A 21428-nucleotide genomic window follows, 5' to 3' on the forward strand; every position below is an offset into this window, starting at 1 on the left:
GCTGTGACATCCCTTAGGGGGAGGTCACCTAGGGGGGTGGTCAGCCGGTCAGGCCGGCGCCGAAGGCCGGGCCGCCCGCTGTGGAGAGGCCCACCGTGGACGGGCCGTACGTGGTGGCTCCCGTTGTCGTGATTCCGGTGGAACGGCCCTTGAGAGAGGTGAGGGAGCCGTTGCCGGCGTTCTCGTGCTCCGAGCCGATGAACAGGTCCGCGTGACCGTCGGCGTTCACGTCGGTGAGGGAGACGGCCCAGCCGAAACGGTCGATGTCCTCGTTGTCGCCCGGTACGCCCGCGGTGTTCTGGTGGAAGACCTGGATGCCGGAGGACGTGGACAGTCCGGCCGGGGTGCCCCGCAGGACGAGGGCCTGGCCGGTGGTGGTGGCCGATCCGATGGACTCGTCGGAGGAGCCGACGGCCACGTCCGCGAGGCCGTCGCCGTCGATGTCCCCGACGGAGAGGGCGCTGCCGAACGCGTCCTCGTACTCGTCGGCGCCCGGGACGCCGGCCGTGGACTGGTCGATGTGCTGATCGGGTTCTTCGGAGATGCCGTCGGCGCCGCCCCGGTGGATGCTGATGCTGCCGCCGCCGTTGGCCGAGGAGTTGAGGTCGTACGGGTCGCCGGACACCAGATCGTCGTATCCGTCGCCGGTGATGTCGCCGAACGCCAGGTGGTGGCGGTTCGACGTGTCGCCGAGGGGGAGGGTGGCGGACAGGGACAGGCCGGTGGTGCCGCTCTGGTAGACGAAGCTCGTCGCCATGCCGCCGACGGCCAGGTCGTCCTTGCCGTCGCCGTTCGCGTCGCCTGCCGCCAGGGCGTAGATGCCGTGACCGCTGCCCTCGACGCCGGTGGCCAGTGTCGAAGTGCCGCCGGTGGAACCGGACTTGGTGAAGGGGCCCTTGCGGATCGTCAGGCTCGTGCCGCTGCTTCCCACGGCCAGGTCCGTGTCGCCGTCGCCGTCGAAGTCACCCGCGGCCAGCGCCTGCCCGTAGCTGTCGTGGGAGGAGGGGGCGGGGTCCGTGACCGTCGTGCCGCCGTGCAGGCCGGAGGCCGAGCCCCACACGATGGCGACCGTGCCGCCGCCGGTGTCCGTGCCGACGTCCTCGCCGGGAGCGCCGACGGCGAGGTCCGTGTAGCCGTCGGCGTTGAAGTCGCCGGTGGCCGTGGCGTAGCCGAAGACGTCGTACTTCTCCGCGGCCCCCGGTATGTCGGACGAGTTCTGGGAGATCACGGTGCGGTGGGCGGCGCTGACGCCGGACGATGAGCCGTACAGGGCGACGATGCTGCCCGCTCTGCTCAGGGAGGCGACGGTGGCGCCGTGGGCGGTGGAGACGAGGTCGGGGTATCCGTCGCCGTTGAAGTCGGGGCGCTCCGTGGCCGTTCCGGTCGCCGTGGTCGCCGCGGCGGCTGTGGTGGCGGAGAGGCCGAGCAGGCCGCCGGAGAGGGCTGCCGCGGTGGCCGTGGCGGTGGCCAGGCGCAGTCGGGTGGGGGAGGAGGTCATGCGGGTGGCGCGCTTGTGCCGTGGCACGGTGACTCCTTGGAGAGGGGATGGCGCGGGCCCGCGCTGGTGCGCGGGCCCGGCCGAGTGAGCTGCTGTCCGGATCAGTTGGCGGCGTTCGCGCCGAACTGCGGGTAGCCCGCGGTGTCGACGCCGGCCGCGCTCGCGGAGATGCCGCGCGAGCCGGTCGTGGTGATCTTCGTGCCGTCGGACGGCAGGTAGGTCACGGCGCCGTTGAAGTCGTTCTCGCCGGCGGCGCCGACGTTCAGGTCCGCTTTGCCGTCGCCATTGGTGTCGGCGAGCTTGACCTCGGCACCGAAGTAGTCGTTCTTCTCGTCGTTGCCGGGGACACCGGCGGTCGACTGGGCGAAGAACTGGGCGCCCGACGTGGTGTTCAGGCCGTCCGCGGAGCCGTACAGGACGGTCACGGAACCGGTGTTGACGACACCGCCGAGGTTCTCGCCGGCGGCGCCGACGACGACGTCCTGGTAGCCGTCGCCGTTGATGTCGCCGAGGGAGAGCTCGCTGCCGAACCAGTCACCGCGCTCCGAACCGCCGGGGACGTTGCCGGTGTCCTGCGTGATGTCCGTGCCGTAGGCCGGGCCGGAGGCCGAGCCGTACGTGACGTGGATCTGGCCACCGGTGGTGGAACCGGGCACGGTGTAGGTGCCGCCGTTGCCGTCGCTGAGGTTCGGGTCCCACTCCTGGCCGGTGACGATGTCGCCGAAGCCGTCGCCGTTGACGTCGCCGACGCCGGTGATGACGCCGCGCTTGAGCTGCACGGCGCCCGTCGTGGTCAGGCCGGAGGCGGAACCGGGCAGGTAGTAGTTGGTGTTCCAGCCGTCGGCGGTGCCGGTCTCGTAGCCGTTGACGACGAGGTCCGTCTTGTTGTCGCCGTTCACGTCGCCGGCGAAGAGGCTGAAGGGCCCCGCGGTACCGCCGCCGATGATGTTCGGCTTCACGGTGTAGTGGCCGCCCAGCGAGGAGGACTTGGTCAGGCCGCCCTTGTAGATGTACAGGGTGGCGGCGGACGACCCGATGGCCAGGTCGTCCTTGCCGTCCCCGTCGAAGTCGCCCGCGGCCAGGGACTTGCCCCACCGGTCGTGGGAGGAGACCGCGGGGTCGGTGATGGTGGTGCCGCCGGACAGGCCGTTCGCGGAGCCCCACAGGACGGCGACGGTGCCGCCGTCGACGTCGGTGCCGACCTTCTCGTACGAGGCGCTGACGGCGAGGTCGTCGTAGCCGTCGTGGTTGAAGTCGCCGGTCGCGCTGACCCAGCCGAAGTGGTCGCCCGCTTCGGCGGTGCCCGGGACACCGCTGCTGTTCTGGCTGATGGTGGACCGCTTGGCGCCGGTGGTGCCGCTCGCCGAGCCGTACAGGGCGACGATGTCACCGGCCTCCTTGTGGCCGGAGACCGTGGCGCTGCCCGCAGCGAAGGCCACGTCGCCGTAGCCGTCGCCGTTGAAGTCGGCCTGCGGGTGGTGGACGGAGTCGGCCGCGCCCGCCGTGCCCGCGGAGACCGCGAGCAGGCCGCCGGTGACGGTGGCCGCGGCGGCCGTCGCGGTGGCGATACGGACCCGGTTGCGGGAGGGGACGGGAATGCGTCTGTGCTTGCCCATGCGGGTTGCTCCTGGGATGAGGAAGTTCGGCGGGATCCGCGAAGTGCGTGATCAGTCCGTGAAGTTGGCCCCGAGCCGCGGGGTGCCGCTGGCCGAGATGCCGAGGGTGGAGGTGTAGAGGGCGGAGGAGGGGGTCAGGGTCTTGCCGTCCGCGTTGACGTACACGGGGTAGACGGCGCCGTTGGACCCGTTCTCGCCCGCCGCCCCGACGTAGACCTCGCCGCGGCCGTCGCCGTTGAGGTCGTCGATGTGGACGTCGGAGCCGAAGTAGTCGTAGTTCTCGTTGCTGTTGGGGACGCCGGGGGTGTTCTGGTCCACGTAGAGGGAGCCGGTGCCGGTGATCCCGGTGCCGTCCGCCTTGCCGTACAGGACCCAGACCGCGCCGGCGTCGGTGCCGTTGGTGAGGTTCTCGCCGTCGGCGCTGACGACGAGGTCGAGGTGACCGTCGCCGTTGACGTCGCCGAGGTCCAGTTCCTGGCCGAAGTAGTCGTTCTTCTCGGCGCTGCCGGCCACGCCGGAGGAGTCCTGGGTGAACTTCGTGGCGCTGGAGGTGACCGGGCCGGATGCGGAGCCCTTGATGACGGAGACGGCGCCGCTGTTGGTGTCGCCGCCGACCGTGGCCCAGGAGTCGCCGACGACGATGTCGTCGTAGCCGTCGCTGTTCGTGTCGCCGAGGTCGGTGATGATGCCCTCGGGAAGGCGGACGGCGCCGGAGGCGCTCGGGCCCGAAGAGGTGCCCGGCAGCCAGTAGTTGGCGTTGTAGCCGTCGTCCTTGGAGTAGCCGTTGACGATCAGGTCGTCCTTGCCGTCGCCGTTGGCGTCGCCCGAGTGCAGGTTCCACACGCCGGCGCCGGTGTCGCTGATGACCGGGACGGTGACGACGGAGCGCGTGGCCGGGCCCGTGGTGCGGCTGACGCCGCCGCGGAAGATGTCGACGGTGTCCTTGTTGTTGGCGCCGATGGCCAGGTCGTCCTTGCCGTCGCCGTCGAAGTCGCCCGCCTCGACCGGGCCGCCGAAGCCGTCGTGGGCGCTGGGGCGCGGGTCGGCGACGGTGGTGCCGCTGGTGAGGCCGTTCGCCGAGCCCCACAGGATGGCGGCGGTGCCGCCGTCGGTGTCGGAGCCGACGTCCTCGCCGGGCGCGCCGACGAGCAGGTCGTCGTAGCCGTCGCCGTCGAAGTCGCCGTACGCGGAGTCCGCTCCGAAGTAGTCGCCGGACTCGGCGGTGCCGGGGACGCCCGCCGAGTTCTGGCTGAGGAGCACCTTGTGGGTGCCGGTGGCGCCGCCGTAGACGACGGCGATCTGGCCCGCGTTGGCGTGACCGGAGACGTAGGCGTGGGAGGCGGAGACCGCGAGGTCCGCGTACCCGTCCCCGTTGAAGTCGGCGTCCGACGCCGAGACCCCGGACGTGTCCGCCGAGGCGGATCCGGCCGAGACCGCGAAGAGGCCGCCCGTCAGCGCGGCCGCGGTGGCCGTCGCCGTGGCGAGGCGGACGCGGGTCGGGGACGGGGCGGGGGTGCGCTTGTGCTTGGCCATGCGGTGAGCTCCTGCGGGAAGGGGATGTCTGGCGGACATCCCGCGACAAAGGGCGGAAGTGCTGCCGTTTGGCGGGCGTTTGCCTGGAGTTGTCCTGGGCATGACCCGCCGGTCGGCGAACAGGAGACTCGTTGGGGGGTACAAGGGTTGTACGGGGTCTGTGGGATTTTTGAGAATCCGGGGACGGGGCGGACCGACAGGTCCTAGGGCGTCGTGAACTCGGCGCTGGTGAACGAGAGGCGGGGGCCGGACGCGAGCAGGGCGGCGCCGCGCGCCCCGCGGTACACGGTCACTGTGTCCTTGCCGGACCCGGACCCGGACCCGGACCCGGACCCGGACCCGGACCCGGACCCGGACCCGGACTCGGACTCGGACCCCGACCCCGACCCCGACCCCGACCCGGAAGCTCCCGTGTCGCGCTGCAGCACCAGGTCGTCCCGGCCGTCCCCGTCGAAGTCGGCCACCGCGACGACCTTCCCCGCGCCCGGTGACGTCGCCACCGTGCGCGTACCGCCCGCGAGGAGGCGGACCTGCGCGCCGCCCGAGACGATCAGGTCGTCCTTGCCGTCGCCGTCGAGGTCGCCCGTGTCGAGCGCGCTGCCGGTCGCCTTCAGACGGCGTCCGCCGACGGTCACCCCGTTCTCGGTCAGCACCGCGGCGCCGAACCGGCCGAACGCCACGTCCGCGCCCGCCGGGTAGGCGGCGCCCGCCGTGCGCGGGCCCGTCGGGCCGCCCAGGACGACGGCGGAGGGGGAGGTGCCGCCGTGGGTGCGGACCAGGACGTCGTCGGTGCCGTCGCGGTCGATGTCGGCGGCGGGCCCCGCAGGAACGTTTCCTGAGGTCTGTACGAGACGGGCCGTGCCGCGCGGGGCGCCGGAGCGGGTGAACGGGCCCGGCAGGAAGGAGAGTTTGCCGTTGCTCGCGTGCACGACCAGGTCGGCCTTGCCGTTCCCGTCGAAGTCGCCGCACACCGGCTGGTCGGGCCAGTCGTTGCCGAACCTGGCCTTCGCGGGGATGGCGACCTTCACGCCCTGGCCCGTGATCCCGGAGGGCGAGCCGAAGAGGATCTGCAGCGGTACCGGGGGCTGCCCCTGTCCGTCGTAGGGCGGGTCGGTGGAGACGACGAGGTCGGTGAACCCGTCCGCGTTCAGGTCGCAGCTCGCCTCCGACGCGAACGACGCCGGGGCCTGCCCCTTGGTCCGCGCCGCGAACTTCGCCGGGGACAGCAGCTGCCGGGTCCGCGGGACAAGTCCGTGCCCCTTCTTCCCGTACACGATGCCGATCCCGGCGTCGTCCCCGAGCCCGTCGTGCGCGAGATCGTCCAGTACGAGGTCGGGGGCGCCGTCCCCGTTGAAGTCGGAGACGGTCCTGGAGCCCTTGCCGTGCGGGACGGGGAGCGGTGCGCTGTCGCCCTTGTCGGCCAGGGCCACGGGGCTGTGGGACGCGGCGGCGGTGTCCTCCTGGGAGCCGCCGCCGCACCCGGTGAGCGCGGCGGCGGCGAGCAGCACGGCGCCGCCGAGCCCCGCCGCGCCTCTGCGTATGCCTGCCATGGGGTGCCCCCGCCCGTCTGCCGAGTGGGCCCGTGGGCGGGCCCGGTCGATTCCGTTCGCGTTCATGATGCCGGTGGGGCGCCGGGGCTGTAAGAGGCGGGGGCGAAGGGCGGGGTCAGCGCAGCGTCGTACCGAAGTGGAGGCCGGCGCCCAAAAGCCCGAAGTCCGCGCCGTTGAACGAGGTCACGGCCGTCGTCGTCAGGTACGGGGACGAGCCGCGCAGCACGGTGACGGCGCCCGCGTCGGCGGTGGAGCCGATGTCCTCGCCGGACGCGGTGACGGCGAGGTCGGCCCGGCCGTTGCCGTTGATGTCCTTGAACCGGACGGTGGAGCCGAACGCGTCGCCCTTCTCCGCGACGCCGGGCACCCCGCTGGTCTCCTGGTGGTAGGCGCGGCCCGGCAGGGCGGTGTCCTTCTGTCCCTTGAGGACGGTGACGGAGCCGGTGCCCGTGACGCCGTCGACGGTCTCGCCCGGCGCGCCGACCGCGATGTCGTCGTAGCCGTCGCCGTCCATGTCGCCGACGGTCACGGACGCCCCGAAGCCGTCCTCGGGCTCGGTCACCCCGGGGACGCCCGCGCTGTCCTGGGTGATCTTGTGCATGGCCTCCATCTCGTCGCCGAAGATGGTGGATCCGCCGTAGAAGATCCAGATGGTGTTGTCGGCGCGCTGCCCAGTGACGAGGTCCGGGTAGCCGTCGCCGTTCACGTCGCCGGTCGCGGCGGCCTCGGTGGTGGAGCCGGTGTAGTCGCGGTCGATCTCGCCGGAGTAGTAACCGATGTCGCCCGGACCGCCGTTGACCCAGCCCATGTACGGGCTGCCGTCGGCGTGCTTGCCGTACAGCACGTACGTGTACGTCCTGCCGACGCCGGTGCCGTGGAACTGGTCGGCGGTCTGGCCCTCCAGGGTCACGTCGGAGGGGACGAACTCGACCTCGGGGGCGTAGCCGTCCTGAGGGGCGTTGGAGTCCGAGTACCACCACCACTTCTTGGCGCTGACGACGGAGAGCTGGGCGTGGTCGTCGCCGTCGAGGTCGACGAAGACGGCGCCCTCGCCGAAGCGTTCGTCGTCGGCGGTCGGCGAGTGGTAGACCCGGCCGCCCGTGGTGAAGCCCTTGGCGCCGCCCCACACGACGGTGACGGAGCCCGAGGCCCAGTCGGCGACCTGCTCGCCCGGGGCGCCGACGATCAGGTCGGCGTAGCCGTCGCCGTTCACGTCGCCGCTGGTGACGTTCTCGCCGAACTCGTCCTCGGCCTCGGTGGTTCCGGGTACGCCCGTGGTGGCCTGGCTGACGGTCACCGACTTGCCCGGCCCGACGCCGGAGGCCGAACCGAACGTCACTGTCACGGAGTTGGCCTTCGGTGTGCCGATCGCGAGATCGCGGTAGCCGTCGCCGTTGTAGTCGTCCTTGAGCACGGTGGCGGCGGATGCCGTCCCGGCGGGGAGCAGGGTGAGGCCCGCTGTGGTGAGGGCGGCGACTGCGGTGGCGGTGGCGAGTCTTTTGAGGCGCACGGGCAACTCCGTTGGGTTTGGGGGATGTTGTGGCTCGGGGTTGCTTGTGTGACGCGTGTGGGGGGTGGGGGGTTGTACGGGTTCGTGGGTGGGCGCGGGTCGGTGGGGGCTGGTCGCGCAGTTCCCCGCGCCCCTGAAGCATGCGCTGCGCGCAGCTTCCCCATCGGGGAGATGTCGCACCGAAGGTGCGCATCTCAGGGGCGCGGGGAACTGCGCGACCAGCCACGACGAGAGCCGCACCCGACCACGCACCCCCGCCCCAACGGCGCCTAGTCGTCCACCGCGGCCCCGAACCGCGCGTCCAGCGACGGCGCGCCCAGGGACCCCGCCCCGTATGTCCACGAGCCGGACGCCGTCACCCCGCCCGACCCGGCCGAGAAGACCCACACGACACCGTCGTTGGTGTTCTCACCCGGCGCCGCGGCCAGCAGCCCGAAGCGGCCGTCGTCGTTGGGGTCGGTGAAGGAGACCTGGGCGCCGAACTTGTCGCCCTTCTCGGCGGTGCCGGGCACATCGGCGGAGTCCTGGTTGAAGTCCCGTACCCCGGTGGCCGTCAGACCGCCGGCGGAGCCGCGCAGGACCCAGACCGCGCCCGCGTCCGCGACCGACCCGATGTCCTCGCCGGGTGCGCCGACGGCGACGTCGGCGAACCCGTCGCCGTTGGTGTCGCCGACCGACAGATCGCCGCCCCAGCCGTCGCCCTGCTCGGCCGTCCCGGGCACCCCGTCGCTGTCCTGCGTCCACACCTGGGGATCGCCGGACGGTCCCGCGTCCGAGCCGAAGTGGACGGCGACCTCGCCGCCGGTCATGGTCGCCCCGCTGTCGTGCGGGCTGTGCGGTTCGCCGGTGACCAGGTCGTCCTTGCCGTCCCCGTTGACGTCACCGGAGGCGACGACGGGGCCGCCGCGGACCGCGAGCGGCGGCAGCGGGTCGGCGTCGGATGCGGAGCCCGGCAGCACGTAGGACCAGCCGCTGCCCGTGTCCTGCTCCACCGAGGTGCCGGAGACGACGAGGTCGGCGAAGCCGTTGGCGTCGTAGTCGCCGGTGGTGAGGGACATCGGCTGGATGCCCGGCGCCTCGTCGGCGGCGAGGCCGCGGGCCTTCGGCGCCTTCGACCTGAAGTCCGTACGGGAGTCGAGCCTGAGGTGCTTGCCGCTGGGCGCCGTGCCGGTTCTGAGGGCGGGCGAGGCCGCGTCGAACGCGTACAGGCTCAGGCCCGTGGAGTCGAGGACGGCGAGCATGTCCCCGTCGGAGACGTCGGTGAAGCGGGCCGCGGCGAGCGCCAGGCCGAACTTGCCGCCGCTGACCGGCGCGTCGGCCTGGATGCCGGTGCTCTCGGTGCCGACCAGGCCGTTGGGCGTGCCCCACAGGACGACGCCGCCGCCGGAGTCCGCGGCGGTGCCCAGGTCCTCGCCGGGGGAGCCGATGATCGCGTCGTCGTAGCCGTCGCCGTCGAGGTCGCCGGTGGCGACGGCCTGCCCGAAGGCGTCGCCGGCCTCGGCGCCGCCCGGCACGCCCGTGGTGTTCTGGCTGAACACGGCGGAGCGGGAAGTGCCCATCCCGCTCGGGCCGCCGTACTGGACGGTGACGACCCCGGCGCCGGCGTGCCCGCCGACGGTGGCTCCCGGGGCGCCGACGAGCACGTCGTCGTAGCCGTCGCCGTTGAAGTCGGTGTTGCGGTCACTGGCGCGGGTGCCGCCCGGGACGCCCGCGTACGCGGCCGGGGCGGTGGCGATGAAGGCGCCGGTGAGGAGAAGGAATGAGGCCGCCGCGAGGGCGGCCGTACGGTTCTTGCGCACGTGCGGCTCCTTGACTGAAGGAAGACCGGGCAGCGCGGGGGGACGGCCGGAAAGGGCCCGTTCCTGTTCCGGCGCAGCGTTTGACAGGGGATCAACAGGAAGGGTTGTACGGGGCGGAACGGAAAAGAGGGCGCCCCGTGAACTCACGGGGCGCCCTCGGTGTCGTACGGACGAGCCGTACGGATCCTGCTACTTGACGGGCTCGGGCTCCGGGGCGTCGGCCGTCTCCTCGTCGCCCGCCGGGTCGGCCGGCGTCTTCACGGAGTCCAGCAGCAGCTGGGCCACGTCGACGACCTGGATCGACTCCTTGGCCTTGCCGTCGTTCTTCTTGCCGTTCACGGAGTCCGTGAGCATGACGAGGCAGAACGGGCAGGCCGTGGAGACGATGTCGGGGTTCAACGACAGGGCCTCATCAACACGCTCGTTGTTGATGCGCTTGCCGATCCGCTCCTCCATCCACATCCGCGCGCCACCGGCGCCGCAGCAGAAGCCGCGCTCCTTGTGGCGGTGCATCTCCTCGTTGCGCAGACCCGGGACCTTGCCGATGATCTCGCGCGGCGGCGTGTAGATCTTGTTGTGGCGGCCCAGGTAGCACGGGTCGTGGTAGGTGATGATGCCCTCGACCGGGGTCACCGGGATCAGCTTGCCCTCGTCCACCAGGTGCTGGAGCAGCTGGGTGTGGTGGATGACCTCGTAGTCGCCGCCGATCTGCGGGTACTCGTTGCCGATCGTGTTGAGGCAGTGCGGGCAGGTGGCGACGATCTTCTTGGCCGTACGAGGCTTCTTGGACTCCTCGGTGACCTTGCCGTCGTCGTCGTACTCCTCGCCGAAGGCCATGTTCAGGGCCATGACGTTCTCCTGGCCGAGCTGCTGGAACAGCGGCTCGTTGCCGAGGCGGCGGGCGGAGTCACCGGTGCACTTCTCGTCGCCGCCCATGATCGCGAACTTCACGCCCGCGATGTGGAGCAGCTCGGCGAAGGCCTTGGTGGTCTTCTTGGCGCGGTCTTCGAGGGCGCCGGCGCAGCCGACCCAGTACAGGTACTCGACCTCGGTGAGGTCCTCGATGTCCTTGCCGACGACCGGCACCTCGAAGTCGAGCTCCTTGAGCCACTCCAGGCGCTGCTTCTTCGCCAGGCCCCAGGGGTTGCCCTTCTTCTCCAGGTTCTTGAGCATCGTGCCCGCCTCGGACGGGAACGCGGACTCGATCATCACCTGGTAGCGGCGCATGTCGACGATGTGGTCGATGTGCTCGATGTCGACCGGGCACTGCTCGACGCAGGCGCCGCAGGTGGTGCAGGACCACAGGACGTCCGGGTCGATGACGCCGTTCTCCTCGTGCGTCCCGATGAGGGGGCGCTCGGCCTCCGCGAGGGCGGCGGCGGGCACGTCGGCGAGCTGCTCGGCCGTCGCCTTCTCCTCGCCCTCCATCGACTTGCCGCCACCGGCGAGCAGGTACGGGGCCTTGGCGTGCGCGTGGTCGCGCAGCGACATGATGAGGAGCTTCGGCGAGAGCGGCTTGCCGGTGTTCCAGGCGGGGCACTGCGACTGGCAGCGGCCGCACTCGGTGCAGGTGGAGAAGTCGAGCAGGCCCTTCCAGGAGAAGTGCTCGATCTGGGAGACGCCGTAGACGTCGTCGTCGGACGGGTCCTCGAAGTCGATCAGTTCGCCGTTCGAGGTCATCGGCTGGAGGCCGCCGAGGGCGACGTCGCCGTCGGCCTCGCGCTTGAACCAGATGTTCGGGAAGCCGAGGAAGCGGTGCCAGGCGACACCCATGTCCGTCTTCAGCGAGACCGTGATCATCCAGATGAAGGAGGTCGCGATCTTCAGCATGGCGACGAAGTACACGATGTTCTGCAGCGTCGCGGTCGACAGGCCCTTGAAGGCCAGGACCAGCGGGTACGAGGCGAAGAACGAGGCTTCGTAGGAGTCGACGTGGTGCATCGTCGCCTCAAGGGCGTGCAGCGTCATGATGCACAGGCCGATGATCAGGATCACGGCCTCGACGAAGTAGGCCTGGCCGAAGTTCGAGCCCGCGAAGCGGGACTTGCGGCCGGCCTTGCCGGGCTTGCTCAGCTGGCGGATGACGATCAGCGTCAGGATGCCGAGGGTCGTCATCAGGCCGATGAACTCGACGAAGATGTTGTAGGGCGCCCAGTCACCGATGATCGGCAGGATCCAGTCGGCCTGGAACAGCTGGCCGACGGCGTTCACGATCGTCAGGATGAGCGAGAAGAAGCCCACCGCCACGAACCAGTGCGCGAATCCGACGATGCCCCACTGGTTCATGCGCGTGTGGCCGAGGAACTCCTTGACCACGGTCATGGTGCGCTGGGCGGGTTCGTCGGTGCGCGTGCCTGCGGGGACGTTCTGGCCGAGCCGCACGAAGCGGTAGATCTGTGCGATGGCCCGGACGAACAGGGCCACGCCGACCACGATCAGGGCCAGCGACACGATGATCGCGGCGAGTTGCATTTGGGGGCTCCTCGGGCCTGCGAGGGGGAGTCTTCTCGGGACGGATTGAGGGGTTCTGCTGATTACTAAGCGGTAACTTATGTAGTCCGTCTGAGACTACCCACTTACGCCGTCGCAATGTAGCCGGGTGGGTGGTGATCTGTGTCGCTGAGGTCACCCTCAGGGCGGCGTCGGGGCGGTGTCGGGGTGGTGTCGGGCGACACCCAAAGCAGATCGTGTTATTCGCCCCATATTTGGACATAAAGGAATAACTTATGTAGGGCTCCGGATGGGCGCGGCCCCACCGGTGTCACCCCGATACCGCACCCGCAATCCACCGAGGGGCCCATGACGACCTCCGCACCTCTGACATACCTGGTCACCGGCGGCGCGGGCTTCATCGGCTCGCATCTGACGGACGCCCTGCTCGCGCAGGGCCACACCGTCGTCGTCCTCGACGACCTCTCCACCGGGGACCGCGTCAACCTCGCCGCCGCCTGGCCCGACCCGCGGCTGCGCTTCGTACGCGGCTCGGTCCTCGACGCCCGGCTCGTCGACGAACTCACGGCCCGCTGCGACCACGTGGTCCATCTGGCGGCGGCGGTCGGCGTCCGCGCGGTCGTCGAGCAGCCGCTGAAGTCCTTCACCACGAACGCGCGGGGCACCGAGACCGTCGTCGAGGCCGCCCGCCGCCACGGCCGCCCGCTGCTGTTCGCCTCCACCTCCGAGGTCTACGGCAAGAACGGCTCGGGCCCGGTCGCCGAGACCGCCGACCGGATCCTCGGCCCGACCACGGTCGCCCGCTGGTCGTACTCCACCGCCAAGGCCGTCGGCGAGATCCTCGTGCTCGGCCACCACCGGGAGTTCGGCCTGCCGGTCACGGTGGCCCGGATCTTCAACACGGTCGGCCCGCGCCAGTCGCCCGCGCACGGCATGGTCGTGCCGCGGCTCGCCGCGCAGGCCGTCGCGGGCCGGCCGCTGACCGTGTACGGCGACGGGACCCAGCGGCGCTGCTTCACCCACGTCGCCGACACCGTCGACGCGCTGCTGCGGCTGCTCGCGCACCCCGGCGCGTGCGGTGAGGTCTTCAACGTCGGCAGCGACGAGGAGACCGCCATCGGCGACCTCGCCGGGATCGTCGTCGAGCGCGCCGGCTCGCCGTCGCCGCTGCGCTTCATCCCGTACGAGGAGGTGTACGGCGGCGCCGCGGGCGGCTTCCAGGACCTGCCCCGGCGCATCCCCGACACCGGCAAGCTGCGCGAGCTCACCGGCTGGGCCCCGAAGTCGGGGCTCGTCGACATCGTGGACGCGGCGCTGCTCGACGCGGGCGGCGGTTTCCCGGTGCCCGCGACACCCGCCGTCTTCCCCGCCGCCGCCCCGGTCCGGGTCTGACGTGCTGTACGGGCTCGCGGCCGCCGCGACCGCACTGCTGCTCGCCGCCGTCCTGACCGCGGCCCTGCGCGCGTTCGCGCTGCGCACCGCGCTGGTGAAGGTCTGCCGGGACCGGCCCGGCGCCCGCACGGCGCGCGCCCGGGCCGTCCCCTGCCTCGGCGGGGTCGCCGTGGCCTGTGCCACCGGGGCCGTCTCGGTGGCCGGTGCCGCGTCCGGGCTCGCCCCGCTCGGCTCGACCACGGGGACGCTGCTGCTCGCCGCGGGCGCCGTCGCCGCCCTCGGGTTCCTGCACGACGTGCGGCCGATGGGGGCGCGGGCCCGGGTGATCGTGGAGGCGGGCGCGGCGACCGTGGTCGTGCACGGCACCGGGCTCGGCCTGCTGCCCGGGGCGCTGGCGGTGCTGTGGATCGTCTTCGTCACCAACGCCTTCAACCTGCTCGACAACTCGGACGGGGCGATGGGCACCGTCGCCGTCGTCACCGTGCTCGGCCTGTGCGTGTGCGCAGGGGCGGAGGGCATCGGCTCGCTCGCCGTCGTCCTCGGTCTGCTCGCCGCCTCGCTCACCGGTTTCCTGATGCACAACTGGCATCCGGCCCAGGTCCTGCTCGGCGACTGCGGCTCGCTGTTCACCGGGTTCGTGGTGGCGTGCGCGGCGCTGCTGGTGAACGTCGAGCACGAGGCACCGGCCTCGCTCGCCGCGCTGTTCGCGGTGACCGCGGTGGCCACCGCCGACACCGTCCTCGTCCTGGTCTCCCGGCGCCGCGCGGGCCGCGGTCTGCTGCGCGGCGGCACCGACCACATCGCCCACCGGCTGCGCCGGCTCGGCCTGACCACGGCGGGCGTCGCCGTGGTGCTCGGCCTGGCCGCGGGCCTGACCACGGCGACCGGGGTGCTGCTGCACCGCGGGACGGTGAGCGCCGGGGCGGTGTGGTGGCCGGCCGGCGCGGCCGCGGTGGCCGTGGCGCTGCTGCTGCGGGTGCCGGTGTACGGGGCGCGGCGCGGCGGGGTGCGGGCCAGGGAACAGGTGTCCGCGCCCGCGCGCGCCGGACAGCAGGTGACGGGGCAGCAGGTCGCCGGGCCGCCGGTCGATCTGGCCCGGGGGTGAGCCGCGGTGCGGAACGGACTGTTCGTGTGGGTGGCCCCGCGGGGCCGGACGCGTGAAGGAGCAAGGGCATGCTGAGCTTCGGCCGGACGCGCAGACTGGTGCGTCATCTCGACAGCCAGGAGATCGACCTGGTCCTGGAGTCGGGCCGGTACGACGGGGCCTTCGGGCGCGGGCTGCGACGGGCCGGGTACCGCGGCCGGATCGTGTCGTTCGAGCCGTTCGGCGGGCCCCGCGCCGCAGTGCGCAGGGCCGCCGCCCGCGACACCGCCTGGCAGGTGCTGCCGTACGCGCTGGGCGACAGGGACGGCGCCTGGACCCGCCGCCTCGACGGCGTGTGGGAGGACGTGGTGGCCCCGGGTGAGCGGGTGCTGCTGCACGTGGACCACCGGCCCGAACTGCCCGAAGTCGTCGCAGGGGCCGGGGAGTTCGAGGGCGATCTGACCCTCGTGCGGTCGGGGACGGCCTTCGTATGAGGGTCGCGTTCGTCCACAGCCTGTCCGTGCCGGCCGGACCCGGCGGGGTGGACGCGGCCGTCCTCGACCAGGCCGCCGCCCTCGACCGGGCCGGTCACGAGGTCCGTCTCGTCACCGGCGCCGGCGGCTACGCCCGCAGCCCGCTGGGCGCGCTGCACGCCTTCGCGCCCGACGTGGTCCATGTGCACCATCTGGCCCCCGACTTCGGGCGGTCCTGGGCCACCGAGTGGACGGGGCCGCTCGTCGCCACGCTGCACGGCCCCTGCCCGCCGGGCGGCGAACGCCGGTCCGGGCTGTGGCAGGGCCGCCACCGGGACGTGTGGCTCGCGGCGCGCGGCGGGGTGCGCAGGGACCCGCTGCTGCGCCGGGCCGACCGGGCGGTGGCGCCGTCCGAGCCGAGCCGGGACACGTACCTGGCGGCCGGGATGCCGCGCGAGCGCCTCGAACTGATCCCGCACCACGTCCCCGCGGTGCGGCGCGGGGACACCCGCGAGCACGGCGCGTGGGTGTACGTGGGGCGGCTCGCCCCGGAGACGGGACTGCCCGAACTGCTGCGCCGCTGGCCCGCGGGCAGCCGTCTGGACGTCGTCGGCGCCGGGCCGCTGGAGCGCTGGTGCCGGGCCGCGGCGCCGCCGTCCGTCAGGTTCCTCGGGGTGCGCGAGCGGGGTGCGCTGCGCCGGTCGCTGCCCGGTTACCGGGGTCTCGTCCTGCCGGGCCTGCCGGGCGACGGGGGCGTGCCCCTCGTGTACCTGGAGGCCCTGGCGGCGGGGCTGCCCGTGCTCGCCTTCGAGGGTGCGGCCGTGCCGCGTGCCGTGCGCGCCGAGGGCACCGGGACGGTCACCGACCGGGACGCCTCGCTGCCCGCGGCCCTGGCCGCCGCCGACCGCATCTTCCCGACCCTGCGCGAGCACTGCCGCTCGGTGCACGCCAAGCGGTACGGCGAGGCGGTGTGGGTCGAGCGGATCGAGGGCCTGTACGCGGAGCTCGTACGGCGCTGAGCGTCCGCCCGACCGACCGGGTGAATGTGTGGTCGCCCGGGAAGCCGTGTGGAAGGTGTGCTGCATGGCATCGAGGTCTCCGCGTGCGACGCGTACGAAGTTCCATCGACTCCTGCCGAGGCGGCGCGGCCTGCGCTGGGGGCTGTTCGCCTCGTGTCTGCTGCTGGTGACGGCGGTGTGCGCGGGCGGATTCGCGTACGCGCGGCTGAGCGGCGGCATCCGCACGGACGAGACCGCCGACCGGACGCTGGCGGCCGAGCACGGCAGCCGGCCCGTCGCCCGCGCGCCCAGGGCCCAGAACATCCTGCTCATGGGCTCGGACATCGAGGCCACCAAGGACAGCCAGCGCTCGGACACCACGATGCTGCTGCACCTGTCGGCGGACCGGAAGCGGGCCGCCCTGGTGAGCGTGCCGCGCGATCTGATGGTCGACATCCCGGCGTGCAGGACCTGGGAGGGGGAGCGCAGCGAGCCCGAGTACGCGCAGTTCAACTGGGCGTTCGAGCGCGGCGGCTCGGCCTGTGCGATCCGTACCTTCGAGGATCTGACCGGCGTCCGGGTCGACCACCACCTCGTCGTCGACTTCACCGGTTTCGAGGAGATCGTGGACGCGCTCGGCGGCATCGACGTGAAGGTGCCGCAGCGGATGCGGGTACCCGGCGGTGACGTCGTCCTCGACAAGGGGAAACAGCATCTGGACGGCGCGCAGGCGCTGGTCTTCGTGCGCGGCCGCACCGGGGTCGGCGACGGCAGCGACCTGCAGCGCATCGAGCGGCAGAAGGAGTTCGCGCGGGTGATGATGCACCACGTCCGCCAGGCCCGGCTGCTCGACCGCCCGGCCGAGCTGTACGACGTGCTGGACGCGGTGACCTCCTCGCTCACCGCCGACCGGGGGCTCGACTCGCTCCCCGAGCTCGGGCGGCTGGCGAAGGACGTCGGCGCGGTGCCGGAGCGGCGGGTGGCGGTCGTGACCGTGCCGAGCGTGGAGCACCCCGACTACTGGGGCCGCTACATGCCGGTCGAGGACCAGGCCGACGCGCTCTTCGAGGCGCTGCGCGAGGACCGCGCGCTGCCCGCGCACCTCTACAACGCGTACGACCCCGACAACGACGAGCTGTAGCGCGCGCTCCAGCACAGGGAGAAGAGGCTGGTCAGCGGGTTTCCTACGGGGTCTTGCCCATAAGCGCAGGATAAAAGTTGAGCGGAGGCGACTCAGGTCTGTTGACTCTGAGGCGGGTGTCGTGCACCCTTGAGTCAGATCCACTCAAGTAGGCACCTGGAGGACCCGAAATGGCACGTGCGGTCGGCATCGACCTGGGCACGACTAACTCCGTCGTCAGCGTTCTCGAAGGCGGCGAGCCCACCGTCATCACGAACGCGGAGGGCGCCAGGACCACGCCGTCCGTCGTCGCCTTCGCGAAGAACGGCGAGGTGCTGGTCGGCGAGGTCGCCAAGCGCCAGGCGGTCACGAACGTTGACCGGACCATCCGCTCCGTCAAGCGCCACATGGGCACTGACTGGAAGATCAACCTGGACGGCAAGGACTTCAACCCGCAGCAGATCAGCGCCTTCGTGCTGCAGAAGCTGAAGCGGGACGCCGAGGCGTACCTGGGCGAGAAGGTCACGGACGCGGTCATCACCGTTCCGGCGTACTTCAACGACTCCGAGCGTCAGGCGACGAAGGAGGCCGGCGAGATCGCGGGCCTGAACGTCCTGCGTATTGTCAACGAGCCGACGGCCGCCGCCCTGGCCTACGGCCTCGACAAGGACGACCAGACGATTCTCGTCTTCGACCTCGGTGGCGGCACCTTCGACGTCTCGCTCCTTGAGATCGGCGACGGCGTCGTCGAGGTGAAGGCCACCAACGGCGACAACCACCTCGGTGGTGACGACTGGGACCAGCGCGTCGTCGACTACCTGGTGAAGCAGTTCAACAACGGCCACGGTGTGGACCTCGCCAAGGACAAGATGGCGCTCCAGCGTCTGCGCGAGGCGGCCGAGAAGGCCAAGATCGAGCTCTCGTCCTCGACCGAGACCACGATCAACCTGCCCTACATCACGGCGTCCGCCGAGGGCCCGCTGCACCTGGACGAGAAGCTCACGCGCGCCCAGTTCCAGCAGCTCACGTCCGACCTGCTGGAGCGCTGCAAGACGCCGTTCCACAACGTCATCAAGGACGCGGGCATCCAGCTCTCCGAGATCGACCACGTCGTTCTCGTCGGTGGCTCGACCCGTATGCCGGCCGTCGCCGAGCTCGTCAAGGAACTGACGGGCGGCAACGAGGCCAACAAGGGCGTGAACCCGGACGAGGTCGTCGCCATCGGCGCCGCCCTGCAGGCCGGTGTCCTCAAGGGCGAGGTCAAGGACGTCCTGCTCCTCGACGTCACCCCGCTGTCCCTCGGCATCGAGACCAAGGGAGGGATCATGACCAAGCTCATCGAGCGCAACACCACGATCCCGACCAAGCGGTCCGAGATCTTCACGACGGCCGAGGACAACCAGCCGTCGGTGCAGATCCAGGTCTACCAGGGCGAGCGCGAGATCGCGGCGTACAACAAGAAGCTCGGGATGTTCGAGCTGACCGGTCTGCCGCCGGCCCCGCGCGGTGTCCCGCAGATCGAGGTCTCCTTCGACATCGACGCCAACGGCATCATGCACGTCACGGCCAAGGACCTCGGCACGGGCAAGGAGCAGAAGATGACCGTCACCGGTGGCTCCTCGCTGCCGAAGGACGAGGTCAACCGGATGCGCGAAGAGGCCGAGAAGTACGCGGACGAGGACCACGCCCGCCGCGAGGCCGCCGAGACCCGCAACCAGGGCGAGCAGCTCGTCTACCAGACGGAGAAGTTCCTCAAGGACAACGAGGACAAGGTTCCGGGTGACGTGAAGACCGAGGTCGAGACCGCCGTCACCGAGCTGAAGGAGAAGCTCAAGGGCGAGGACTCGGCGGAGATCCGCACCGCCACCGAGAAGGTCGCCGCCGTCTCGCAGAAGCTGGGCCAGGCCATGTACGCCGACGCCCAGGGCGCGCAGGCCGCCGGTGGCGCCGAGGCGCCGCAGGGCGACGCCAAGGCCGCTGACGATGATGTCGTCGACGCCGAGATCGTCGACGAGGACCGCAAGGACGGTGCCGCGTGACGGAGGAGACCCCGGGCTTCGAGGAGAACGAGAAGCCTGACGTCCCCTCCGGCGCCGCTTCCGAGGACGCCGAGTCGAAGGCCGCCACCTCGTCCGACAAGGGCGAGGGGGCGGCCCCGGCCGGGGACTCAGCTTCCACCGCATCTGGTGCCGACGCCGGTCTGACGGCGGCTCTGGACCAGGCCCGCGCCGCCCTCGGCGAGCGCACCGCCGACCTCCAGCGCCTCCAGGCCGAGTACCAGAACTACCGTCGCCGTGTGGAGCGGGACCGCGTCACGGTCAAGGAGATCGCCGTCGCGAACCTCCTGTCCGAGCTGCTTCCCACCCTCGACGACATCGGCCGCGCCCGTGAGCACGGCGAGCTCGTCGGTGGCTTCAAGTCCGTCGCCGAGTCGCTGGAGACGGTCGCCGCCAAGATGGGCCTGCAGCAGTTCGGCAAGGAGGGCGAGCCCTTCGACCCGACCGTGCACGAGGCCCTGATGCACAGCTACGCGCCGGACGTCACCGAGACGACCTGCGTGGCGATCCTGCAGCCGGGCTACCGGATCGGCGAGCGCACCATCCGCCCCGCGCGGGTGGCCGTGGCCGAGCCGCAGCCGGGTGCGCAGACCGTGAAGTCCGACGAGGAGCCCGAGAAGAAGGACTCCGAGAAGGACAGCGGTGGCCCGGACGAGGGCTGACGTCATACGCGCGAGTACCGAAGTGAGTGAGGAGGGACGTCGAGGCCGATGAGCACCAAGGACTTCATCGAGAAGGACTACTACAAGGTCCTCGGCGTCCCCAAGGACGCCACCGACGCCGAGATCAAGAAGGCGTACCGCAAGCTCGCCCGGGAGAACCACCCCGACGCCAACAAGGGCAACCCCAAGGCGGAGGAGCGCTTCAAGGAGATCTCCGAGGCGAACGACATCCTCGGCGACCCCAAGAAGCGCAAGGAGTACGACGAGGCGCGCGCCCTGTTCGGCAACGGCGGATTCCGTCCGGGGCCCGGCGGGGCCGGCGGCTCGTTCAACTTCGACCTGGGCGACCTCTTCGGAGGCGGCGCCCAGGGCGGCGGTGGCCAGGGCGGGTTCGGCGGCGGCATAGGCGATGTCTTCGGCGGCCTGTTCAACCGGGGCGGCGCGGGCACGGGCACCCGTACCCAGCCGCGCCGCGGCCAGGACATCGAGTCCGAGGTGACGCTCAGCTTCACCGAGGCCGTGGACGGTGCGACGGTGCCGCTGCGGATGTCCTCCCAGGCGCCCTGCAAGGCGTGTTCGGGCACCGGCGACAAGAACGGCACACCGCGCGTGTGCCCGACCTGCGTCGGCACCGGGCAGGTCTCGCGGGGCGGTGGTGGCGGTTTCTCCCTCACCGACCCGTGCGTGGACTGCAAGGGCCGCGGCCTGATCGCCGAGACCCCTTGCGAGGTCTGCAAGGGCAGCGGTCGCGCCAAGTCGTCCCGCACCATGCAGGTCCGCATCCCCGCCGGTGTCTCCGACGGTCAGCGCATCCGCCTGCGCGGCAAGGGCGCGCCGGGCGAGCGGGGCGGCCCGGCGGGTGACCTGTACGTCGTCGTGCACGTCGACGCCCACCCGGTCTTCGGCCGCAAGGGCGACAACCTCACGGTCACCGTCCCGGTGACGTTCGACGAGGCGACGCTCGGCGGCGAGGTCAAGGTGCCCACGCTCGGTGGTCCGCCGGTCACCCTGAAGCTGCCCCCGGGCACGCCGAACGGGCGGACGATGCGGGCCCGCGGCAAGGGCGCCGTTCGCAAGGACGGCACGCGCGGCGACCTGCTGGTCACCGTCGAGGTCGCCGTCCCCAAGGACCTGCCCGAAGAGGCCCGTTCGGCCCTTGAGTCGTACCGCAAGGCGACTGAGGACACCGATGTGCGGGCAGAACTGTTCCAGGCCGCGAAGGGAGCTTGAGCCGGATGGACGGCCGTCGACGAAACAACCCGTACGAACTGACCGACGAGACCCCGGTCTACGTCATTTCGGTGGCGGCCCAGCTGTCCGGCCTGCATCCGCAGACCCTGCGCCAGTACGACCGCCTCGGCCTGGTCTCCCCCGACCGCACGGCCGGGCGCGGCCGGCGGTACTCGGCCCGTGACATCGAACTGCTCCGCCAGGTGCAGGAGTTGTCGCAGACCGAGGGCATCAACCTGGCCGGCATCAAGCGCATCATCGAGCTGGAGAACCAGGTCGCCGCGCTCCAGGCCCGGGTGGCGGAGCTGTCCGCCGCCGTGGAGGGAGCCGCCGCGGCCATGCAGCAACGTGAGGCGGCGGTGCACGCCTCGTACCGCCGCGACCTGGTCCCGTACCAGGAGGTGCAGCAGACCAGCGCGCTGGTGGTGTGGCGGCCGAAGCGTCCCCAGGACTGA

At 71.6% G+C, this 21428-nt stretch carries 16 protein-coding genes; 9 read left to right on the forward strand and 7 right to left on the reverse strand.

Annotated elements, in window-relative coordinates; translation table 11 throughout:
* Positions 1 to 40 precede the first annotated feature (40 nt).
* The 7 genes from J3486_RS20575 to J3486_RS20605 form a co-directional block, all read right to left on the reverse strand.
* A complete protein-coding gene (locus J3486_RS20575; protein ID WP_307804880.1) occupies positions 41 to 1525 on the reverse strand; it encodes an FG-GAP-like repeat-containing protein in 1485 nt (494 codons plus the stop codon).
* A 74-nt stretch (positions 1526 to 1599) separates the two neighbouring features.
* A complete protein-coding gene (locus J3486_RS20580; RefSeq protein ID WP_207822238.1) occupies positions 1600 to 3114 on the reverse strand; it encodes an FG-GAP-like repeat-containing protein in 1515 nt (504 codons plus the stop codon).
* Positions 3115 to 3165: 51 nt separating this feature from the next.
* A complete protein-coding gene (locus J3486_RS20585; RefSeq protein WP_207822240.1) occupies positions 3166 to 4647 on the reverse strand; it encodes an FG-GAP repeat protein in 1482 nt (493 codons plus the stop codon).
* A gap of 203 nt (positions 4648 to 4850) precedes the next feature.
* On the reverse strand, positions 4851 to 6197 hold the full coding sequence (locus J3486_RS20590; RefSeq protein WP_207822241.1) for a VCBS repeat-containing protein: 1347 nt from the start codon (positions 6195 to 6197) through the stop codon (positions 4851 to 4853).
* Between the two features lie 115 nt (positions 6198 to 6312).
* Positions 6313 to 7707 (reverse strand): FG-GAP-like repeat-containing protein, encoded by a 1395-nt coding sequence (locus J3486_RS20595; protein ID WP_207822243.1) that lies wholly within the window; start codon positions 7705 to 7707, stop codon positions 6313 to 6315.
* 269 nt (positions 7708 to 7976) lie between these two features.
* A complete protein-coding gene (locus tag J3486_RS20600) occupies positions 7977 to 9506 on the reverse strand; it encodes an FG-GAP-like repeat-containing protein (protein ID WP_207822245.1) in 1530 nt (509 codons plus the stop codon).
* Positions 9507 to 9695: 189 nt separating this feature from the next.
* Entirely contained in the window at positions 9696 to 11978 is a 2283-nt protein-coding gene (locus J3486_RS20605) for a (Fe-S)-binding protein (protein ID WP_207822247.1), read from the reverse strand.
* 327 nt (positions 11979 to 12305) lie between these two features.
* On the opposite strand from J3486_RS20605, the gene J3486_RS20610 reads away from it, so the two are divergent.
* The 9 genes from J3486_RS20610 to J3486_RS20650 all read left to right on the forward strand — a co-directional run bounded on the left by J3486_RS20610 (position 12306) and on the right by J3486_RS20650 (position 21428).
* Positions 12306 to 13349, forward strand: coding sequence for an NAD-dependent epimerase/dehydratase family protein (locus tag J3486_RS20610; protein WP_207822249.1), 1044 nt, complete (start codon positions 12306 to 12308; stop codon positions 13347 to 13349).
* A gap of 1 nt (position 13350) precedes the next feature.
* The gene (locus J3486_RS20615) at positions 13351 to 14454 is read left to right on the forward strand and encodes an MraY family glycosyltransferase (RefSeq protein WP_207822251.1); all 1104 of its coding nucleotides are present in this window, start codon (positions 13351 to 13353) and stop codon (positions 14452 to 14454) included.
* Between the two features lie 68 nt (positions 14455 to 14522).
* Positions 14523 to 14927 carry a hypothetical protein gene (locus J3486_RS20620; RefSeq protein WP_207822253.1) on the forward strand — a complete coding sequence of 135 codons (405 nt, stop codon included), beginning with the start codon at positions 14523 to 14525 and terminating at the stop codon, positions 14925 to 14927.
* Positions 14924 to 15925: a glycosyltransferase family 4 protein gene (locus J3486_RS20625; RefSeq protein ID WP_207822255.1), complete on the forward strand. Its 1002-nt coding sequence runs from the start codon at positions 14924 to 14926 to the stop codon at positions 15923 to 15925. Before J3486_RS20620 ends, J3486_RS20625 begins: the two co-directional genes overlap by 4 nt.
* A 64-nt stretch (positions 15926 to 15989) precedes the next feature.
* A complete protein-coding gene (locus tag J3486_RS20630; protein ID WP_207822257.1) occupies positions 15990 to 17045 on the forward strand; it encodes an LCP family protein in 1056 nt (351 codons plus the stop codon).
* 170 nt (positions 17046 to 17215) lie between these two features.
* Positions 17216 to 19063: a molecular chaperone DnaK gene (gene dnaK / locus J3486_RS20635; protein ID WP_207822259.1), complete on the forward strand. Its 1848-nt coding sequence runs from the start codon at positions 17216 to 17218 to the stop codon at positions 19061 to 19063.
* The gene (grpE, locus tag J3486_RS20640; RefSeq protein WP_207822261.1) at positions 19060 to 19743 is read left to right on the forward strand and encodes a nucleotide exchange factor GrpE; all 684 of its coding nucleotides are present in this window, start codon (positions 19060 to 19062) and stop codon (positions 19741 to 19743) included. Before dnaK ends, grpE begins: the two co-directional genes overlap by 4 nt.
* Positions 19744 to 19791: 48 nt before the next feature.
* The gene (gene dnaJ / locus J3486_RS20645) at positions 19792 to 20973 is read left to right on the forward strand and encodes a molecular chaperone DnaJ (protein ID WP_207822263.1); all 1182 of its coding nucleotides are present in this window, start codon (positions 19792 to 19794) and stop codon (positions 20971 to 20973) included.
* A 5-nt stretch (positions 20974 to 20978) separates the two neighbouring features.
* Positions 20979 to 21428 (forward strand): heat shock protein transcriptional repressor HspR, encoded by a 450-nt coding sequence (locus J3486_RS20650; protein ID WP_207822265.1) that lies wholly within the window; start codon positions 20979 to 20981, stop codon positions 21426 to 21428.

Source organism: Streptomyces sp. VRA16 Mangrove soil, from assembly GCF_017377775.1.
In the GTDB taxonomy this organism is placed as follows: domain Bacteria; phylum Actinomycetota; class Actinomycetes; order Streptomycetales; family Streptomycetaceae; genus Streptomyces.

Excerpts from the sequence above, each read along its gene's own strand:
- J3486_RS20580 (WP_207822238.1), bottom strand. The coding sequence starts at position 3,114 with ATGGGCAAGCACAGACGCATTCCCGTCCCCTCCCGCAACCGGGTCCGT.
- J3486_RS20585 (WP_207822240.1), bottom strand. The coding sequence starts at position 4,647 with ATGGCCAAGCACAAGCGCACCCCCGCCCCGTCCCCGACCCGCGTCCGC.
- J3486_RS20590 (WP_207822241.1), bottom strand. The coding sequence starts at position 6,197 with ATGGCAGGCATACGCAGAGGCGCGGCGGGGCTCGGCGGCGCCGTGCTG.
- J3486_RS20605 (WP_207822247.1), bottom strand. The coding sequence starts at position 11,978 with ATGCAACTCGCCGCGATCATCGTGTCGCTGGCCCTGATCGTGGTCGGC.
- J3486_RS20610 (WP_207822249.1), top strand. The coding sequence starts at position 12,306 with ATGACGACCTCCGCACCTCTGACATACCTGGTCACCGGCGGCGCGGGC.
- J3486_RS20620 (WP_207822253.1), top strand. The coding sequence starts at position 14,523 with ATGCTGAGCTTCGGCCGGACGCGCAGACTGGTGCGTCATCTCGACAGC.
- J3486_RS20625 (WP_207822255.1), top strand. The coding sequence starts at position 14,924 with ATGAGGGTCGCGTTCGTCCACAGCCTGTCCGTGCCGGCCGGACCCGGC.
- J3486_RS20630 (WP_207822257.1), top strand. The coding sequence starts at position 15,990 with ATGGCATCGAGGTCTCCGCGTGCGACGCGTACGAAGTTCCATCGACTC.
- dnaK (WP_207822259.1), top strand. The coding sequence starts at position 17,216 with ATGGCACGTGCGGTCGGCATCGACCTGGGCACGACTAACTCCGTCGTC.
- dnaJ (WP_207822263.1), top strand. The coding sequence starts at position 19,792 with ATGAGCACCAAGGACTTCATCGAGAAGGACTACTACAAGGTCCTCGGC.
- J3486_RS20650 (WP_207822265.1), top strand. The coding sequence starts at position 20,979 with ATGGACGGCCGTCGACGAAACAACCCGTACGAACTGACCGACGAGACC.